The 20,188-nt window shown below is 44.2% G+C and carries 17 protein-coding genes and 2 tRNA genes; 13 read left to right on the plus strand and 6 right to left on the minus strand.

Features of this window, described 5'->3' with window-relative positions:
• Positions 1 to 73 precede the first annotated feature (73 nt).
• Positions 74 to 1,768, plus strand: coding sequence for a LytS/YhcK type 5TM receptor domain-containing protein (locus L4C35_RS11475; protein WP_428462994.1), 1,695 nt, complete (start codon positions 74 to 76; stop codon positions 1,766 to 1,768).
• Complete coding sequence (locus tag L4C35_RS11480) at positions 1,746 to 2,489, plus strand: LytR/AlgR family response regulator transcription factor (protein ID WP_428462995.1); 744 nt, start codon at positions 1,746 to 1,748, stop codon at positions 2,487 to 2,489. Before L4C35_RS11475 ends, L4C35_RS11480 begins: the two co-directional genes overlap by 23 nt.
• Before the next feature lie 189 nt (positions 2,490 to 2,678).
• Here L4C35_RS11480 and L4C35_RS11485 read toward each other — a convergent pair.
• Positions 2,679 to 2,769, minus strand: a tRNA-Ser gene (locus L4C35_RS11485).
• A 26-nt stretch (positions 2,770 to 2,795) separates the two neighbouring features.
• Positions 2,796 to 2,883 (minus strand) — tRNA-Ser (locus tag L4C35_RS11490).
• Between the two features lie 230 nt (positions 2,884 to 3,113).
• Here L4C35_RS11490 and mscM point away from each other — a divergent pair.
• Positions 3,114 to 6,428 carry a miniconductance mechanosensitive channel MscM gene (mscM, locus tag L4C35_RS11495; protein WP_428462996.1) on the plus strand — a complete coding sequence of 1,105 codons (3,315 nt, stop codon included), beginning with the start codon at positions 3,114 to 3,116 and terminating at the stop codon, positions 6,426 to 6,428.
• 120 nt (positions 6,429 to 6,548) lie between these two features.
• Here mscM and L4C35_RS11500 read toward each other — a convergent pair whose 3' ends face one another.
• From L4C35_RS11500 to dcuC, 3 genes are all read right to left on the minus strand, one after another.
• Positions 6,549 to 6,998: an L-alanine exporter AlaE gene (locus L4C35_RS11500; protein ID WP_428462997.1), complete on the minus strand. Its 450-nt coding sequence runs from the start codon at positions 6,996 to 6,998 to the stop codon at positions 6,549 to 6,551.
• 741 nt (positions 6,999 to 7,739) lie between these two features.
• Complete coding sequence (gene pepE / locus L4C35_RS11505) at positions 7,740 to 8,477, minus strand: dipeptidase PepE (protein ID WP_428462998.1); 738 nt, start codon at positions 8,475 to 8,477, stop codon at positions 7,740 to 7,742.
• A 10-nt stretch (positions 8,478 to 8,487) separates the two neighbouring features.
• Positions 8,488 to 9,867 (minus strand): C4-dicarboxylate transporter DcuC, encoded by a 1,380-nt coding sequence (dcuC, locus tag L4C35_RS11510; RefSeq protein WP_428462999.1) that lies wholly within the window; start codon positions 9,865 to 9,867, stop codon positions 8,488 to 8,490.
• A 431-nt stretch (positions 9,868 to 10,298) separates the two neighbouring features.
• Here dcuC and rsxA point away from each other — a divergent pair, with 431 nt between their 5' ends.
• The 10 genes from rsxA (at position 10,299) to L4C35_RS11560 (ending at position 19,101) form a co-directional block, all read left to right on the plus strand.
• On the plus strand, positions 10,299 to 10,880 hold the full coding sequence (gene rsxA / locus L4C35_RS11515) for an electron transport complex subunit RsxA (protein ID WP_048901065.1): 582 nt from the start codon (positions 10,299 to 10,301) through the stop codon (positions 10,878 to 10,880).
• Position 10,881: 1 nt separating this feature from the next.
• On the plus strand, positions 10,882 to 11,460 hold the full coding sequence (gene rsxB, locus L4C35_RS11520; RefSeq protein WP_094956426.1) for an electron transport complex subunit RsxB: 579 nt from the start codon (positions 10,882 to 10,884) through the stop codon (positions 11,458 to 11,460).
• A 2-nt stretch (positions 11,461 to 11,462) separates the two neighbouring features.
• Positions 11,463 to 14,270, plus strand: coding sequence for an electron transport complex subunit RsxC (rsxC, locus tag L4C35_RS11525; RefSeq protein WP_428463000.1), 2,808 nt, complete (start codon positions 11,463 to 11,465; stop codon positions 14,268 to 14,270).
• Between the two features lie 3 nt (positions 14,271 to 14,273).
• On the plus strand, positions 14,274 to 15,323 hold the full coding sequence (gene rsxD, locus L4C35_RS11530; protein ID WP_048899168.1) for an electron transport complex subunit RsxD: 1,050 nt from the start codon (positions 14,274 to 14,276) through the stop codon (positions 15,321 to 15,323).
• A 9-nt stretch (positions 15,324 to 15,332) separates the two neighbouring features.
• Complete coding sequence (rsxG, locus tag L4C35_RS11535; protein ID WP_428463001.1) at positions 15,333 to 15,968, plus strand: electron transport complex subunit RsxG; 636 nt, start codon at positions 15,333 to 15,335, stop codon at positions 15,966 to 15,968.
• A 2-nt stretch (positions 15,969 to 15,970) separates the two neighbouring features.
• A complete protein-coding gene (locus L4C35_RS11540; RefSeq protein ID WP_048899166.1) occupies positions 15,971 to 16,672 on the plus strand; it encodes an electron transport complex subunit E in 702 nt (233 codons plus the stop codon).
• 146 nt (positions 16,673 to 16,818) lie between these two features.
• A complete protein-coding gene (nth, locus tag L4C35_RS11545; RefSeq protein ID WP_428463002.1) occupies positions 16,819 to 17,460 on the plus strand; it encodes an endonuclease III in 642 nt (213 codons plus the stop codon).
• A 12-nt stretch (positions 17,461 to 17,472) separates the two neighbouring features.
• A complete protein-coding gene (gene gloA / locus L4C35_RS11550; protein ID WP_428463003.1) occupies positions 17,473 to 17,865 on the plus strand; it encodes a lactoylglutathione lyase in 393 nt (130 codons plus the stop codon).
• A 164-nt stretch (positions 17,866 to 18,029) separates the two neighbouring features.
• Positions 18,030 to 18,644, plus strand: a complete 615-nt coding sequence (locus L4C35_RS11555; protein WP_048899162.1) for a superoxide dismutase — start codon at positions 18,030 to 18,032, stop codon at positions 18,642 to 18,644.
• A 13-nt stretch (positions 18,645 to 18,657) separates the two neighbouring features.
• Positions 18,658 to 19,101 carry a DUF2753 family protein gene (locus tag L4C35_RS11560; RefSeq protein ID WP_428463004.1) on the plus strand — a complete coding sequence of 148 codons (444 nt, stop codon included), beginning with the start codon at positions 18,658 to 18,660 and terminating at the stop codon, positions 19,099 to 19,101.
• 152 nt (positions 19,102 to 19,253) lie between these two features.
• Here the strand turns inward: L4C35_RS11560 and motY are convergent, their stop codons facing one another.
• A complete protein-coding gene (gene motY, locus L4C35_RS11565; protein ID WP_428463120.1) occupies positions 19,254 to 20,159 on the minus strand; it encodes a flagellar protein MotY in 906 nt (301 codons plus the stop codon).
• Positions 20,160 to 20,188 lie beyond the last annotated feature (29 nt).

Genomic DNA, 20,188 nt, shown 5'->3' on the forward strand with positions numbered 1-20,188 from the left:
TCACTAACCGTTAAGTTGATTGTTAAGCCCTTATGTTCACTATAAGGGCTTTTTTCGTTAAAGGAGTTCTAGCTTGTTCCTTGAACATTTACAGATGCTATTCAATGTATTGGAACGCGCGGCATTCATGTTGTCAGCGTTGTTCTTGCTAACACAAGCACGCGTATTCAAAGATATCATGCATAAGGATGAATCAGAGCGGAAGCCGACTGAGCTCATTTTTGTCTCTATATTGTTCATCTTTTTCGCGATTTTCAGTACTTATACCGGTGTAAATGTAGAAGGCTCATTAGTCAATGTTCGCATTATCTCCATTATTTCTGGCGGTATTATTTTTGGCCCTTGGGTCGGCCTACCTGCGGGGATCATCTCAGGTATTCACCGCTTTTTGATCGATATAGATGGTCCAACATCTATCCCTTGCTTAATTACCAGTACCTTCGCGGGGGTTTGTGGCACCTTGATATACCGCTTTGGCAATAAAAAGCATTACATCTGCTGGGGCATCGCGGCTGGGATGTTTTGTGAAGTATTAACTATGGCATTAATATACCTACTAGCCGATGACAAAGATTTGGCCGCCAGTATTGTTCAAAACATTGGTTTACCTATGGTGCTTGGTTCTGCAAGTATCGGTTTAATCATTAAGCGAATTCAAGATGTTCACAATGAACGCGATCGCTTTGCTGCCCAACAAGCCAAACGTTCATTAGATATTGCCAACCAAACCCTGCCTTTATTCAAGAAAAACCATGCTGATAGCCTGGCTCAGATATGTGACATTATTCGCAGAGAAACCCAAGCCGATGCGGTATTCATTACTGACCGTGAATTCATCTCGGCCTATGCAAATGGTAAAACACTCGGCCACTATAACGACCACCAAACCGCCTGTGGCCCGCTGGTACAAAAAGTCTTAGCCCAAAAAACCGATGTCGTTGCCAATAATTATGAATACGAAGATTTCCGCTCAGCCTTAATCATCCCGTTGCAAGAGGGCGACCATATTACAGGTACGCTGAAAATCTGTTTTCGTAAGAAAAATCAAATCTCACAACCGCTTATCGAAATGGCACAGGGGTTATCCGTACTGATCTCTACCCAGATAGAAGCATCGAGCGCAGAACAAACCAAAATGATGCTACAAAAAGCGGAGTTCTCTGCATTACAAAGTAAGATTAATCCACACTTCTTATTCAATGCACTCAATGCTATCTCGACCTTAATTCGGATTCAGCCAGATAAAGCACGCTCCTTGATCGCCAACCTAGCTGATTTTCTTCGTTATAATTTAGAACGAGATGAAGACTTTATTGATGTACATTCAGAGCTTCAACAAGTCAGAGATTACACAGCAATTGAATTAGCCCGTTTTGGTAACAAGCTCTCAGTAGAGTTTGATATTGATCCCGTTCAGATCCAAATCCCCTGCTTACTCATCCAGCCTTTGGTTGAAAATGCTATCCAGCATGGTATTCAACCTTTCAGTCGCCAAGGGCATGTATTGATTCGGGTAAAACAACAAAGCGATCATGTTTTGATCAGCGTTAAAGATACGGGGGCAGGTATTCCACAAACTATCATTGATAAACTTCATAGTGGCGCAATGGAGAAGAATAAAATTGGTTTAATCAATGTGCATCAGCGCGTTAAACTCATTTATGGTCAGGGGCTCCAAATCCACAACTTAAAAGATGGGGTTGAAGTTTCTTTCAAAGTCATGACTCGTCAAGCAGAGGCTGTATATGTTGAAAGCGGTAATAGTTGAGGATGAGTATTTAGCGCAAGAAGAGCTAAAGTATCTGATTTCTCAATACAGTAATATCGACGTGGTGGCAGTGTTTGATGATGGTCTTCAGGCCTTTAAGTACCTGCAAGGCCATACCGTTGATGTATTATTTTTGGACATTAATGTGCCATCTATTGATGGCATGATGCTCGCTAAAAACCTGCATAATACTAAGAAAGCGCCCAAGATGGTGTTTACCACTGCCTATAAAGAGCACGCATTGGATGCCTTCGATATTGAAGCTGTCGACTATTTGCTGAAACCGCTTAATGTAGAACGTGTGCAGCGCGTTCTGGAAAAACTTGAGCATCAAGTACCAGTTCAAAGCACAATGCAAGATACAGTACAAACTAGGCCATCAACGTTATCAGCAGCCACTATCCCGCTTCAACAACAAAATCGTATTTGCATCATTCATATTAACGACATTCACTACGCCATTGCGAAAGAGAAAATCACCGAGGTCTATACACAAGAGGGACAATATATCGCCCCCTACACCATCAGTGAGTTAATGCTACGCTTACCTGAAGAGCTATTTTTTCGTAGTCACCGTTCCTATTGTTTGAACCTCAATAAAGTCACTCAAATTACACCAGGAATGAACAGTACCTACATTGTCAATGTACAGCACAGCAATACTGATATTCCTGTGAGTCGCAGTAATATCAAACTGTTTCGAACCAAAATGAAGTTGTAACAGTTAGATGGCATTTCCTCTGCTCGCAAGCTCGCGCCCTTCGGGCTATTGCCTTTTCGCGCCTTCGGCACGGGCAATGTGCTTTCGCTTCGCTCAGGTGAACCCTGTTCTAGGGTTCGGCACCCTATCTCATCATCACAAAATTTAGGCGAAAAAAAACCGCTGACGTTTCAGCGGTTTTCTTGAATGTGGCGGAGAGATAGGGATTTGAACCCTAGATACGCTACAAACGTATGCCGGTTTTCAAGACCGGTGCTTTCAACCACTCAGCCATCTCTCCTAATTTGTCATCACCTTAAAAGATGATGGCGGTGAGGGAGGGATTCGAACCCTCGATACGTTGCCGTATACACACTTTCCAGGCGTGCTCCTTCAGCCACTCGGACACCTCACCACATTGTCGATAACGCTCTGCGCAACGACGGCGGCTAATGTAATCAGTGAGCGTGTCAGGGTCAAGTGTTTTTGTGAATTGAATCACTGTTTGGTGAGTATTAGATCAAATCGTTGTATCTTGCGGCAGCCACTTGTATTTATTCATTGCTACACTTTAGAATTAGCTAAAACTACTCTATTTACACAAACTTGCGCTCACACTGAGTCTGCGCTTCAAAAGGAAAATGTATGGCAATTTTCAAGCATCTGCTGATATCAACGATGCTGCTTTGTTTTTCAGTATTCCCTTGCCATGCCGATGATCTCACCAATACTCAAGAAACCCTGAGTCAAAAGATTGAGCAACTAGAGCAAGAGCCTAAAACACCGGACACCCTCAAAACCTTAGACACCTTTCAAAAAGCGCAACGTCAGCTCGAGCAAATAAAAGACTTCAACAATCAAACGCAAGAGTATCAGCAGTTAATGGCTGATTACCCCAAGCTTGCCGAAGATATCAAGCAAGAGATCAATGCATTTTCTGCTACTGAATTCCCAGATTTTACCGATTGGAACGCCGATCAGCTAACACTGGAAATGGCCAATCAAGATCAAAAATTGCAACAGTTTGAGCAAACAAGAAAGACCCAGAAAAATATCTTTTCAGATATTGAACAAGGCATTGATCTCTTTTCGATTCAGACAGAACAGCTTCGCGCAAAAATCAAAGCGACAGAAAACAAAATCCGCGTAGAAACTAACACCAGTAATAATGCAGATAAACTGTTAGTGCTTGATATTGCAAATCAATATTACATTAGCCAAGTTTACATGCTTGAAGCAGAGCAGCTCAGTGCGGGGAATCGTCGTCAGTTAGCTAAACTCAGTATCCAACGTATTAACTTGGATATAGAAGCAAGCCAAGCATATCGTAATAATCTACAAAATATGCTCAATCGCGTTGAACGAAGAACCGTTGATGAAGCTGCAGAACAAAGCGATGAACTGCAAAGTGAACTAATGAATCAGCCACCAGAAATTCGTCGGCTAGTTTTAACCAACAAGCAGTTATCAAACGCACTCACAACGATGTCAACGCAAACGGAACAGATTCAACAACTTCAACAACAAACTACGGCCTATATTACGCAGGTTAGCCATGCAGCCGAAGAACTTGATCGCGTATCAGAATGGTTACGTTTAAGCCCCGCATTTAGTGAAACCTTACGTACTCGAATTAAAGATCTTCCCGAGAACCCACCCATCAAGGTGCTGGATCAGCAAATAGCCCAACACCAGATAAAAAAGTATGAATACCAGCAACAGCTTGATCGGTTCATCAATCAAGCAAAGCTACCTGCATCAAAGAATTTAACGCCAGATCAACAACGAACCGAAAAAGAACTTATCGAAGCCAATATCGATTTGCTCAAGCAAGTTGTTAATAGCTCAGACAAAGTCATTTACCAAGAAGCCACGCTAAAAGTCGCTTATGACAAACTCAACAACGCGTTAATTGAGCTAGCGACTGAATCACAAAAAGAGCTTTTTTGGGCCCCCGATACCAACAGCCTCAGCTGGAATTTAGTGGTGGATACCGTAGAAAAAACCCGTTGGTTCTTTTCGCCATTTCAGTGGGTCAACATTGTTAAACTTCCAGCTGCGCTCACCTTATCGAGTTTCATTTTCACCGCAACCGTTATAGGCCTATTACTCGTTGTAAGCCGCTGGAGCCGTAAACGCTGGAAAGTACGATTAGAACGGATAGAGAAACAAATTGGCAAAGTTACCCTCGATAAATTCCGATTTAGTTACATCAACGTTATGATTGCCTTTGCACTTGCATTGCCTATTCCATTGTGCGTTATTTTACTTGGTAACTTACTCACTGAAGCTTGGCAGTATCCATTTTTCCACCATCTAGGTCAGGCTTTATCCTTACCACTGTCCTTAATTGTATATTGCTTTATTCGCGAGTTAGTTCGCGATAACGGCTTGTTCATCAGCCACTTTGGCTGGAATGAAAAAGTCGTGAAAGATGCCTTTAGTCATTACCGTAACTTCATGTGGGTCTACTTCCCCATGATGGTGATCCAACAATTTACGCTACTTTATAGCGATGTTGATGTGCGCGCGACCATAGGTCGCCTTGCCTTTATCATTAGTAACCTCGCTGTCAGCTATTTTCTTTATAAGTTATGGCGCGACAAAATGCCGATGACTTATGGTGAAGTCCCAGAAGGGAAGGCCCACCTACGCCATCATTTGATCTTCGGGATCTTTATTATTATCCCTCAAGGACTCAATTACACCGCGCTACTGGGCTATTTAAGTTCAGCACAATCAGTAATGGAAAAGCTTGAAGTGTCAGCATTTCTTGGCGTAGTAACATTACTGATTTACTTCTTAACCAAACGCCTGATGTTGATTCAAAAGCGTCGACTCGCGTTTGATCGCGCCAAAACAAAACGTCAAGAGATCTTGGCGCAACGTTTAGCAGAAATGAATGAAGAGCGTGAAGAGCTGCATACCAGCAGTGAAATGCAAATTGAAATCGAAGAGCCTGAAATTGATCTCGATAAGATCAGTGCGCAATCTCTGCGTTTATTACGCTCTTTACTGTTTCTTATTTATCTATCCTTACTTGCCGTATTATGGGCCGATCTCTATCAAGCAACCACACTGCTGGAAGATGTCACCCTGTGGGATGTAACCAATACCATTAATGGTATTGATGAACTCAGCGCCATAACGGTTAAGAGTGCCTTCCTCGCCTTGTTAGCGTTTGGCCTTACTGCCGTCTTTGCGCGAGATTTACCTGCGGCAATGGAGCTGTTGATCCTGCAGCATGTAGAACTAAGTCCAGGTACAGGTTACGCACTTACATCACTAACCCGCTATATCACCATCTTTGTAGGTATTATCGTTGGGTCAGGGCTAATAGGCTTTGACTGGTCTAAAATGCAGTGGCTTGTCGCGGCGTTAGGTGTCGGGCTCGGCTTTGGTTTACAAGAAATATTTGCCAACTTTATTTCGGGTATCATCATCTTGTTTGAGCGCCCAATCCGTATCGGGGATACAGTAACCATCCGCGATCTTACGGGTGTTATAGCCAAAATCCAAACCCGTGCAACCACCATTGTCGATTGGGATCGTAAAGAAGTGATTGTGCCGAATAAAGCCTTTGTGACCGAGCAGTTCGTTAACTGGTCACTGTCTGATGCCATTACACGTGTGACACTCACCATTAACGTCAAATACATGGCGGACAGTGAATTAGTCACGCAATTATTGTTTGATGCCGCCCACGAATGTGAACTCGTGATTGATAACCCAGCGCCAGAAGTCTTCTTCCTTGGGCTATCTGCCGATTGCCAGAACTTTGAAGTACGTGCTTATGCGGCTGAAACTGGTCACCGCCTAAGCCTTACGCATGACTTACACTGCCGTATCAAGCGTAAATTCATTCAGCACAACATTGATATTGCGCATCCACAATTGGAAGTTGCTATCAAAAATCAAAAGTCGCACCCATTTGCGCGTAGACGCTTCGCCAAGGCATAAACACAAGGTGTGAGTGGTAATAACAGGATCAAAAAAGGTGCCTTTCATGGCACCTTTTGTATATCTGAGACTAAGCTCAATCACATTCAATCAGTTTTAGTTTGCCTACATCAAAACACTTTACTGAGCGTGGTAGTAACCCGGTACTTTGAACATTTTACGGCATGCATCTAGGAAGTAGCCATAAACAACGCCAAGCGCACCAGAAACAACTGCATTACTCGCTACCGCTTTCATGATTTGATCTGTATCTGCACCCACTACAACCAAAATCATCGCATAGACTGGTGATTGGAATAGCACGTAAGCCAACATATCTGCCACACTGCGCATCCAGCCAGATGTTGATAGACGTTTACCCGCACGCAGCATTGCATCGCGAAATACGCCATAAGGCCACGCAATAGCGATATTAATGGGGATCGATAACGTACGCGATGCCAGCGACTGTTCAAGCGTCATACCAGAAATAAACACTTCAATTAACATACCAGCGATAAAACTAAAGATAACCATAGCGAATGTATCGGCTGCTGCATTTCGGATATTGAATGAATTTTTAACTGACACGCGCCCTTCCATAACTGCATTAAGCAGTGATAAAAACCAGATAAATTAATGATAACGGTTAGATAAACCAGGTAAATAAAACAAGGCAGTTTATTTGCGTATTGGAACAGCTTTTAACCAAAATATGGCACTAAAGTTCAAATTAAAAACTGTATTTACTGCTAAGTTTGTAAATCTTTTTGGAAGAAAACGCCAAGAACGCACCACTCACGTGCCACATTGAAATTATAAGCCTTATTTATCAACGTTAACTCGCGAAATATCACCAATATTGATCGCTTTAACCACCAATTTTGGACATTTGAATATTCTATTGAGCTTAATGATGAGTTTATTCAAATCAACAGTTATGTCACATTAGTTTTTGTACATAAGCTAATGAATTTAAATAATAATGAAGAAAAATATGGAGATCACACTTTTTATCTATACCTTATATAACCCTCCCAAATCTATTATTAGCTTCTTTTTTAGCTCTTCTTATGAAATTACACACTAAGATGATACTTTTAGTATGTTTGCAAAACATACTTTTCCATTATTACCTCTGGTCAAAATTCAACTTTAACGGTGAAATTCACGATCTTTTACTTGAAATGCGAACAAGATTCTAAATCGGTATTAATCGATTAGTTTAGGTTTATACCTGGCTGCAGATTTCAGTATTTCGGATTTATGCCCATTTTCTGGTAAAAAAAAGGCAAGCTTAATAGCCTGCCTTGAACTGCTTAATTCTTGTAATTAACAGCTATGATCCATTAAGAACTGAATGTCTTGACCTTCAGTGTAATAAACAGGCTCATTACCGTAGCTAAATAGCTTCAAGTCTTTACCGTTGGCACTGTGGTAGCTCAATTCACCATCACGCAAGTGCAGCCATGTCCCTTCAGGAATACCAATCACAGGCTCATGCTTATTCACTTCTAGGAACTCTTGAATACGTTCATCACGGGTTTCACCATTGTGGCCTTCAACCTTCGCTTCCAAGTAATGCGGGTTAATTTGGAATGGCACAAGGTTCAGTGACGGTAAGATAGCGCCTGTAATGATTGGCATATCGTTAGTCGTACGAATCGTCGGGCAAGCAATGTTAGTACCTGCGCTCCAGCCAATGTATGGGATACCTAGGTCTAATACCGCTTTGCGGATAGGGCCAACTAAGCCTAAATCATGCAATGTTTTGTTGAGTACCCAAGTGTTACCACCGCTGACTAAAATACCATCTGCTGCTTTTAACGCAGCTACAGGGTCTTTTGCTTGATGAAGGCCCGTCACGACACAATCTAAGCCCAACGCATCAAATGTTTGTTGCACCATAGCAACACGATCATCGTGACTCGAACGAATTACCGCGTAAGGGATTAACACCCAGTTTTTTGCACCTGTACGTTTTACTTGTTCAATAATCGCATCTGCCGCAAAGCCCATTACGTGGTCATTGCCGGCAATCTTGCCATTACTTAACATCAAAATATCCATCTTCTTTTCCTTACGAGTACTTGATTACCGCCAGCACTAATACCACCAACATACTGCTGATCATTGGTACTGACGTGCGTTTAATAACATCTATCGGGGTAATGTTTGCCATACCTGAAACCGTGATGATTACGCCTGCTACAGGGGACATAGTACGTCCAATACCAGCAGCAAATAGAATTGGCACTAATGGTAATAGTGGATTCACACCAAAGTTCGTCGCGATTTGCGGCACAATCGGAATGAAAGCCATTACTGGCGCATTACCTGAACCTGTAATAAATGCGGTTAACAAAATAAAACCAGAGAATACGATAACAATACCGCTTGGACCTAAATCAAATGATTTTGCAGTATCGATAAGTGCAGTGATCGCACCAATGTTTTTCAAACCCGCAGAGAAGAATTCTGCGGCAATCATTAACGTTAGCACGCTAGCAAAGATCATCCCCGTGCCTTTCAACCATGCTTCAAAGTTGTTGAATGCACGATGAATAGAACGAAAACGAATTGCTTCAATCACTATACAAATCGTAATGGTCGACATCATTGCGATCGGAATGGTCATGGTAATAGATTCCATTACCATACTTGAGAAGCCGAATAAGAACACGAACGGCAGTACAGGTAGTAACGCGTAGAAGCCCGGTACTTCATCATTTTCATCGTGTTGCTTTTCAAGTGTTTCTAAGTATTTACCACGATCTTGGGCAGGATCGTACCCTTCACGTTTATCACAGTAACGCTGCCATGCAATGTTAACCAATGGAATAGAAACAAGCAGCAATAGTTGGAAAATGGTTTGGTGATTAACCACAAAATCCATGATTTCAACGTTAATCGCGTTGGCACCGATAACCGCATTAATCTGACCTGGGCCATATTCCCATGCCGTTGGAATAACGATGGTCGCTACCGCTGTTTTCGCACTCACACCTGCATTACGCAGTACTGGGTATAAAGTCCCCATTAATAGTAGTGATAGCGATGTCGCACCTGTAATAAACACATACATGATAGAAACAAAAACCAGCACTAGCGCCAACAGCACATACGGGCTTTTCACTGCCATCACAGGGCGCGAAGTTGACTTAACCAAGGCTTGAGATGCCCCGATATGGTTTAAGTATGTTGACACACCCGCAATAGATACCAGTGTTAAACCAACTTTACCTAAACGACTATTGGTAATTTCAGTAAAGCGCTGCCAAAGATCGAAAAACAAGGCACCTTGCGTTTTACCATCAGCCAGCACAGGAGATATATCCATGATTTGTGCAAAAGCTAACAGTAATAAGCCTGCCGTGATCAGCGTTGCTTGTGGGTTAAACTTTTTAAGCATCGAGTACGCCACAAGGCCAACGACAGCAAGGGTGAATAAATATTCCATAAAATTAAAGCTCTCCAGTTAATTGCTCGGCAATATTGCCTAACAATGCACTGTAAAATTTTGACCTTCGGCACATAAACAACACCAAACACTGCCATTAAACACTTATTGCTATATGTATCACTAATTTTTGCTCACAAAGCAAAATTTTAAATACAGCTAAGTTACATTACCCAACATCTAGCATATACAAGTACGCAACATGGTGAAGATTGCCAGAAATATGCTCTGCTAACAGATGTGAATAAATGCGCCATCTACTGACTTTCCACGTAAAAGAATCATAACAAGCTATTCATTTATCAATACATGGCGGGCGTTTAATGCTTAAAGAATCACCACTCTTGAAAAACCCTGCAAGAGAGGTGTTGTTATCGCTTGCTCAAAGTCAGATAATATGCAGATCTCTTTCAAAAAATAATTAAGATGGTATGACTGAATACCTGCTATTACTTGTCGGCACAGTACTGGTTAACAACTTCGTGCTGGTCAAATTTTTAGGCTTATGCCCTTTCATGGGTGTATCTAAAAAACTAGAAACTGCCATTGGTATGGGCTTAGCCACAACCTTCGTGCTAACGCTCGCGTCTGTGTGTGCGTATTTGGTTGAAACCTACATCTTGGTTCCCCTTGGCATTCAATACTTGCGTACGCTGAGTTTTATCCTTGTGATTGCCGTTGTAGTGCAATTCACAGAAATGGTCGTGCACAAAACCAGCCCTACCCTATACCGTTTATTAGGTATTTTCTTGCCACTGATCACCACTAACTGTGCCGTATTGGGTGTTGCCCTACTGAACATCAATGAACGTCACAATTTCACCGAATCTGTTATTTATGGATTTGGTGCTGCAGTGGGTTTCTCGTTAGTGCTGATTCTATTCGCGTCAATGCGTGAACGAATTGCAGCTGCAGATGTACCTGAACCTTTCAAAGGGGCGTCTATTGCAATGATCACAGCTGGATTAATGTCATTGGCTTTCATGGGCTTTACTGGATTGGTGAAACTGTAATATGAGCGGAATTTTAATTGCAGTGATTGCAATCGCCGTACTTGCCGCTATTTTTGGTTTGATTTTGGGGTTTGCCTCTATTCGATTCAAAGTCGAGGCTGATCCCATTGTTGAGCAAGTCGATGCAATCTTACCGCAAACACAATGTGGCCAATGTGGCTACCCTGGTTGTCGCCCTTATGCAGAGGCAATCGCAAATGGTGATGACATCAACAAATGTCCTCCTGGCGGCCAAGCGACCATAGAAAAACTGGCCGATCTTATGGGTGTAGACGTACCAGACGCCGCCCATGATGAAGAACTGTCAATCAAGAAAGTCGCCTTTATTCACGAAGATATGTGTATTGGCTGTACCAAGTGTATCCAAGCCTGTCCTGTCGATGCCATCGTAGGCGGCACTAAAGCATTACACACTGTTATTAAAGACGAATGTACTGGCTGTGACTTGTGTGTTGCACCTTGTCCTACCGACTGTATTGAAATGATCCCAGTCGAAACGACGCCAGAAAGCTGGAAGTGGAATCTCAATCAGATCCCTGTTGTCAACCTTCCTGCAGAACCGAGCGACAAGGTAGAGTAACCATGCTGTCAATTATCGAACAAATCAAACAAGGCCAGCTATGGGACTTTCATGGTGGTATTCACCCACCAGAAAATAAAACCATTTCAAGCAATGCGCCAATCCAACATGCAGGTGTACCACAACAATTGGTGCTGCCGTTAAAACAACATATTGGCGCAAAAGGCGACATCATTGTTGCTGTTGGCGATCGCGTACTAAAAGGCCAGCCTTTAACTAAAGGTGATATCGCGATGTGTGTGCCTGTGCACGCACCAACGTCAGGGACTATTAGTGCGATTGAAGAACGCACCATCGCTCACCCATCGGGTTTATCCGATCTGTGTATCGTACTTGATAGCGATGGTGACGATCAGTGGGGCGAGCAAACGTCCATTGCCGATTACACGACTGAAGAACCTTCTAATTTAATCGAACAAATTCGCCTGAGTGGTATTGCCGGTCTTGGTGGTGCAGGCTTCCCAACCAGCCGTAAACTTCAAGGTGGTATTGGTAACGTTGATATTTTGATCATCAACGCTGCCGAGTGTGAGCCTTACATCACTGCCGATGACCGCTTGATGCAAGATTACGCTGAAGAAGTCATCGAAGGCATTCGCATTCTTCAGCATATCGTCAAACCCAAGTTAACTATCATTGGGATTGAAGATAATAAGCCCGATGCGATTCGTATTTTAGAACAACATGTTTCAGAAGATGATCAGATCCTGATTCGTGTTATTCCGACCAAATATCCATCTGGTAGCTCAAAACAACTCGTAAAAGTACTAACGGGCCGTGAAGTACCAAGCCAAGCACGTTCGACGTCTGTTGGGGTTATCGTACAAAACGTGGGAACAGCGTTTGCGGTAAAACGCGCAATCATCGATGGTGAGCCATTAATTGAACGTGTTGTGACCTTAACCGGTGAAGCATTCAAGCAACGCGGTAATGTCTTTGCTCGCTTAGGCACGCCTATTTCTTACTTATTAGACAGTTTTAGCTACCAACCTGATAAGAAATACCCTCGCGTGATCATTGGCGGCTCATTGATGGGTTTTACTCTGCCTCATCCGAATGTACCTATCACTAAAATAACCAACTGCGTACTGGCACCAAAGCGTAAAGAGCTGCCTTTAAACACGCACGAAATGGCTTGTATTCGTTGTAGTGCATGTGCCGAAGCTTGTCCTTCTTCTTTACTACCACAGCAGCTTCAGTGGTATGCCAAAGATCAAGATTATGACAAGTGCGAAGAATACAACTTGTTCGATTGTATCGAATGTGGTGCCTGTGCTTATGTCTGCCCAAGTGAAATACCTTTGGTGCAATACTACCGTCAGGCAAAAGCCGAAATTACCGAACGTCAGCAAGATGCCGCCAATGCCGAGCGCGCTCGTTTACGCTTTGAAGCAAAAACAGCACGTATGGAGCGCGATAAAGCTGAGCGAGAAAATCGCTTTAAGAAAGCCGCTGATGATCGCCGTAAAGAAATGTCTTCGAGTGGCGGTGATGATGCCGTAGCTGCCGCCATTGCACGCGTAAAAGCAAAGCAAGCCGAATCAGCAGCACCAAGATCTACCGCTCCTGCAGATGAGAAAAAACCAGCAGTCGCGGCTGCCATTGCCCGCGCTAAAGCAAAACAGGCTGCCGCTCAGCAAGCAGGTAGTGATGTACCTGATAACACTGAAATGGCTAAATTGCGTGAAGAACGTAAGCGCCAAGCACGTGAACGAAAAGCCGCACTGCACGCAGAACAAAGCGGTGGCTCAACTGAAACAGTGCCAGAAGCACAAGTGTCAGGCGATGCTAAGAAAGATGCCGTCGCCGCTGCGATTGCTCGTGCCAAAGCGCGTAAAGCCGCCCAACAAAACGAATCTCAGACTGAATCTGTAGAAAGTCAGCAAGCCGAGGCCGATCCGAAAAAAGCTGCTGTTGCTGCTGCCGTAGCCCGTGCCAAAGCACGCAAAGCTGCCCAGCAAGCAAAAGAACAGGCGGATAGCACTGAATCTCAACCTGAAAGCAAGACGGAAACAGTTGAAAATCAGCAAGCTGAGACCGATCCGAAAAAAGCCGCTGTTGCTGCTGCCGTAGCCCGTGCCAAAGCACGTAAAGCTGCCCAGCAAGCAAAAGAACAAGCTGATAACGCTGAGTCTCTACCTGAGAGCCAGACTGAAACAGTAGATGCTCAGCAAGCTGAAGTCGATCCGAAAAAAGCCGCTGTTGCCGCTGCCGTAGCCCGTGCTAAAGCGCGTAAAGTAGCGCAACAGAATGAATCTCAGACTGAATCTACAGAAAATCAGCAAGCTGAGGCTGATCCAAAAAAAGCCGCTGTTGCTGCTGCCGTAGCCCGTGCCAAAGCACGCAAGGCTGCCCAACAGAACGAATCTCAGACTGAACCTGTAGAAAGTCAGCAAGCCGAGGCCGATCCGAAAAAAGCCGCTGTTGCTGCTGCCGTAGCCCGTGCTAAAGCGCGTAAAGCCGCCCAGCAAGCAAAAGAACAGGCTGATAACGCTGAGTTTCTGCCTGAGAGCCAGACTGAAACAGTAGAAGCTCAACAAGCTGAAGTCGATCCGAAAAAAGCCGCTGTCGCTGCTGCCGTAGCCCGTGCCAAAGCACGCAAAGCCGCGCAACAAGCAAAAGAACAAGCTGATAACGCTGAGCCTCTACCTGAGAGCCAGACTGAAACAGTAGAAGCTCAGCAAGCGGAAGTCGATCCAAAAAAAGCCGCTGTTGCTGCTGCCGTAGCCCGTGCGAAAGCACGCAAAGCTGCCCAGCAAGCAAAAGAACAAGCTGAAAAAGCAACTCAACAGAATAACGAGGATAACTAAGCCGTGGCGTTCAATATTGCCAGTTCCCCCCATGCACACAGTCGCCGTAGTACGCGCGACTTAATGCGCACCGTCATTCTCTGCTGTGCGTTTGGTGTTGCAGCTCAATGGTATTTCTTTGGCTGGGGTACATTAATCAATATCCTGTTAGCGTCGACGGTGGCCGTCAGCGCAGAGGCTATTATTCTTAAACTACGTCAACGCCCTGTATTGCCGTATTTGAGAGATAACAGTGCGCTACTCACTGGTGTGTTAATTGGGATCTCGATTCCACCACTAGCACCTTGGTGGATCACTGTCATCGGTGTAGTTTTCGCTATTGTCATCGCCAAACATCTCTATGGTGGATTAGGACAAAACCTGTTCAATCCAGCCATGGTGGCGTATGTCGTGCTGTTGATTTCATTTCCAGTACAAATGACAACCTGGTTACCACCGCAATCTTTAGCGGCCGAGCCAGTGTCGTTCATCGATAGTGTGCTTACTATTTTCACCGGGTTCACTCAAGATGGTTTTAGCGCTCATCAACTACGTGCGTCGGTTGATGGTGTTACCATGGCAACCCCGCTTGATACGCTGAAAACATCGCTAACTACTGGGCTAACCACCACAGAAACACTAGCCAAACCTATATTCGGCACCATTGCGGGTATTGGTTGGGAATGGATCAACCTTGGCTTCCTGATAGGCGGCTTAGTCATGCTAAAAATGCGTGTAATCCAATGGCATATCCCTGTAGGAATGCTAGGAGCCCTATTTGTTATCAGTAGCTTAGGTTTTCTATTTAACCCTGATGGCACAGCTTCTCCGCTGATCCACTTATTTTCAGGGGCAACCATGCTTGGCGCATTTTTCATTGCCACCGACCCAGTATCAGCAGCGACTACCCCTAAAGGTCGCCTTGTGTTTGGTGCACTCATCGGTATTTTGGTGTATCTCATTCGTACTTGGGGCGGTTTCCCTGATGGCATCGCATTCAGTGTATTACTAGCCAATATGTGTGTACCACTGATTGACTACTACACCCGACCTCGTACATTTGGTCATAAATAAGGAACCACCATGATCCATGCTATGAAAAAAAATGGTGGTGTACTGGCAATCTTTGCGTTGCTAGCAACTGCCTTGGTCGCTGTCACTAATCTATTGACGCAAGACCGTATATTAGAACAACAGCAAAAAGAGCTGTTGAAAGTATTGAATCAGGTCATCCCAGCAGAAAGTCATGATAATGAACTTTATAAAAGCTGTACCTTGATCACCAATGAGCAGTACCTAGGTACTCAAGCGCCCATGCCAGCTTATTTAGCAAGCAAAGGTGGGGAACCAAGTGGCGTGGCTATCGAGGCCATTGCACCTGATGGGTATAACGGTGCTATCAAACTGATTGTGGGCCTAGATCCTACGGGTGTCGTAACAGGTGTGCGTGTTCTGAGCCACCAAGAAACCCCAGGGCTTGGCGATAAGATAGAGATGCGTATTAGTCACTGGATTGAATCTTTCACTGGCAAAAAACTTGCGGGCGAAAATGATCCTGCATGGGCGGTACGTAAAGATGGCGGTGAATTCGACCAATTCACAGGTGCAACGATCACACCCCGTGCTGTAGTAAAAGCAGTGAAGAATGTCTCGCTTTACTATACTCGCCACCAGCAAGCATTGTTGAATCAACCACTGAACTGTCAGGGTGAATCATAATTATGAGTACGACAAATAAAGAATTGATGAAAAACGGTCTGTGGAATAACAACCCAGCTATCGTTCAACTTCTCGGTTTATGTCCACTGCTGGCAGTTTCGGCAACAGTGACTAACGCCCTCGGCCTTGGCATAGCGACCACTATGGTGCTGGTTGGCTCAAACCTGATTGTTTCACTGGTTCGTCAGTGGGTACCATCTGAAGTGCGAATCCCTGTTTTCGTCATGATCATTGCATCACTCGTGACTTGTGTTCAGCTATTAATGAATGCATTCACCTATGGTTTATATCAATCACTCGGTATTTTCATTCCGCTGATAGTTACCAACTGCATCATCATTGGTCGCGCTGAGTCTTTTGCCTCTAAAAATGACCCGATTCCTGCAACCTTAGATGGTTTATGGATGGGATTAGGCATGACAGCTGCACTCGTCGTGTTAGGTGCAATGCGTGAGATCTTAGGTAATGGCACGCTGTTTGATGGCGCAGATCGCCTGCTGGGTGATTGGGCATCAATCTTGCGTATTGAAGTTTTTCACTTCGACAGCAGTTTCCTGCTTGCAATGTTACCACCGGGTGCCTTTATTGGGGTTGGCTTTATGATTGCGCTTAAAAACGTTATTGATAAAAAGCGTGAACAAAAACATGCAACAGCAAAACCTAAACCAACAATTGAACGTGTGCGAGTAACTTCTCCAAACTAACTCAAACACTGCGCTATACCGACAAGTAAACAGACAACACAAATATAAATAATCACAGGCTTTGCGGTGTTGATAGGTGACTCAACCACCTATCCTCCCCCTACTGATACACCGCAAGGCTTAATCAGCTTGGAAGCAACGACACTATGAATAATGAAAAACGCGTTCAGATCCTTGAGCGACTTCGTGCCGAAAATCCTCACCCAGAAACCGAGCTAAAATGGAGCTCACCGTTTGAACTACTGATCGCCGTTTTACTGTCAGCACAAGCAACGGACGTCAGCGTCAACAAAGCCACCGACAAGCTCTACCCTATCGCCAACACGCCCCAAGCTATTTTGGATTTAGGTGTCGACGGTGTGAAGGAATACATCAAAACGATCGGCTTATTTAACTCTAAAGCTGAAAACGTCATCAAAACCTGCCGCATCTTGCTAGAAAAACACGGCGGCAAAATTCCTGAAAATCGCGAAGCACTTGAAGCCCTACCAGGTGTTGGTCGTAAGACCGCAAATGTGGTTTTAAACACCGCCTTTGGTTGGCCAACCATCGCTGTTGATACCCATATTTACCGCGTATCAAACCGTACCAAGTTCGCCATGGGGAAAAACGTCGACCAAGTAGAAGAAAAGTTACTAAAAGTTGTACCTAAAGAATTCAAAGTCGATGTCCATCACTGGCTGATCTTACATGGACGCTACACCTGCGTTGCCCGTAAACCACGCTGTGGCAGCTGCATCATCGAAGACCTATGCGAGTTTAAAGATAAGATTTATCCTGACGAATAAGGAGAGATAAACATGGCAAACGGACGTATTTTACATACCATGCTGCGCGTAGGGGATTTAGATCGCTCTATCGCTTTTTACACCGATGTTATGGGCATGGATTTACTGCGCAAGCGTGAAAACGAAGCCTATAAATATACCCTCGCTTTTGTTGGCTATGGGGATGAATCTCAAGGTGCAGTTATCGAACTAACCTACAACTGGGGCACCACAGAATACGATATGGGCTCTGCATTTGGCCATATCGCCATAGGTGTGTCTGATGTTTACGCCACTTGCGATGCGATAAAAGCCGCAGGTGGAAACGTGACTCGTGAGCCAGGTCCTGTAAAAGGCGGGTCGACTCACATCGCTTTTGTGCGTGATCCTGATGGTTATCAAATCGAGCTTATTCAGCGCGATTAACCTAGCGTGCCCCCTTTTAATCCCTATCCTCATAAGCCAAAGCCTCGCTTTGGCTTTTTTCATTGAAGTGTGAAGCGCTAAGCAAATTAATTATCGTACAAAATTCATGGTTGATATTGATAATGATTATCAATACGATAATAAAAAACCAAGAGAGATACGATATGTCATTCACTTTTCCGGCACTTCCTTATGCCTATGACGCACTAGAACCGTACATCGATGCGCGCACAATGGAAATTCACCACGCGCGTCATCATCGCACCTATTTTGACAAGTTTATGGCTGCAATAAGCGGTACTGAACTTGAAACACAATCATTACCCGAGATCTTTGCCAAAGTATCGCTACACTCACCAGCTGTGAGAAACCACGGCGGTGGCTATTACAACCACAACTTGTATTGGGCATGCATGTCACCACAAGGTGGCGGAATGCCTTCAGGCTTATTAGCTGAAGCGATTAACTGCCACTTTGGCAGCTTTAACGATTTCAAAGCAGCCTTTTCTACCGCTGCAGCCAATCATTTTGGTTCTGGTTTTATCTGGTTGTCCGTCGTTGAAGGCCGACTAGAAATATCGACCACCAGCAATCAAGATAATCCACTGATGGATGTAGAAAGCGTACAAGGCATTCCTGTATTAGCGCTCGATGTATGGGAACATGCGTACTACATCAGTTATCAAAATAAACGCCCAGAATATATCGATGCTTGGTGGCATGTGGTGGACTGGGATCAAGTACAACAACACTACCTTGATGCTTTGCACTCAGCATAATAAAGGGACAATCATGGACGTATCACGCTGGGAAACTCATACCTTATTGGCAAACGAATCTGAACGAGAGCAGAAGCCAATGATGTCCATTATTCACTATCAACTTGCACTGGCAGCAGCGCAGCAACTTGAACCATTACAAGGTACCCGTGATGAGTTTGAAGAGCTACTGACCATTAAGGTTGTTTCATGTCATAACCTCGCGGCTTTTTGGCGCAACGCAGGTGATAGTGAGTATGAACTGAAATATTTGCAGCTTGCATCAGAGCAAGTGATGGCGCTTATTCCACAATGCCCACGCAAAGAATGTGATACGTTCGTCGAATCAATCGGTTGTTGTAAATCGGCCTTAATCGAATTTTTAAAGCGTCACCCCAATCCAATCGTGGCACAGCAGGTCGAGAACATTACTGTTAGCAGTCAGTGTGAATTCATTGCTCGTTTTAAGCTGCATTAGTTCAACTACGCTTTTTAATTGACACCACAACGAATAAAAAACGCGCTGAGGCTAGGCAGCGCGTTTTTCTTTATTTTCTATGTTGTTCACGAATCAGCGAATAACTGATCCATTCATTCGAACAACCATCTTCACTAAATCAAATGTCTTCATTAGATCAAACTGCGCCCCAATGAAATCACCACACGTCGGTTTTTATTACGACCGATTGGCGATTCGTTATCCGCAATCGGACGACGCTTTCCAAATGCTTCGACTTGGATCCTATCTTTTGGCAGCCCCAAGGTCATAAAGTACTCTTCCAATTTCTTCGCTCGTCGCTCGGACAAGTTTTGATTCTCGTTCTTACCACCAATTGAATCGGTATAGGTCGCGATCAAAATAAGATCAATGTCATCGCTATAACGCACAAAATCGGTAATTTGAGATAAGCGTTTTTGCGATGCTTTATTCAGTTCATCACTGTCGCGATCGTAATGCAGTACAGTGAAGGCAATATCATCAAAACTGTAGGGCAACAAATTACCAATGCACGAGCTAAACTGCTGATAAGGCGACTGAAAAGAAACTGCAGAAAGCCCAACTTCAATTAGCTTGTTGTTGTGCTGCCAGTCTTGGTAACTGAAGGTCGGGTAGCGACCACTTTCCAGCTCAGTCAACATAGCCCAGGCACTTTGCCCACCAACATAGCCATCAAACTGTTTAAAGAATTGGATACGCGTCATCGGCTCTGCGGCATCGCCCGGCATCCAACGCGGTGGCATCGACACCAAATTCACGCGGCGGGTTTCTCCCATTGGGCGTCGCATCTTCAATTCAAAATCGAGATTAATTTTTTTACCTGCTTTAGAGGTAAACTGTGCTTCACCATAATTGGGAATTTGGTGAATAAGACGACACTCTAACGGTGTATCGACTGCAACTTTCCATTCGGAACTGGCAGGGGTCGCAACATACTGTTTGGTCGCACTTGCACTGGTGCTTAGTGTACAAGCAAACAATACTGATGCTGTTAACACTGTTTTCGAAAAAATCGTCATACCCTTCCACTTATTTATGCGCGCTCCCCTATTGTATCGAATCGAGA

This window comes from Photobacterium kagoshimensis (assembly GCF_050337045.1).
In the GTDB taxonomy this organism is placed as follows: domain Bacteria; phylum Pseudomonadota; class Gammaproteobacteria; order Enterobacterales; family Vibrionaceae; genus Photobacterium; species Photobacterium kagoshimensis.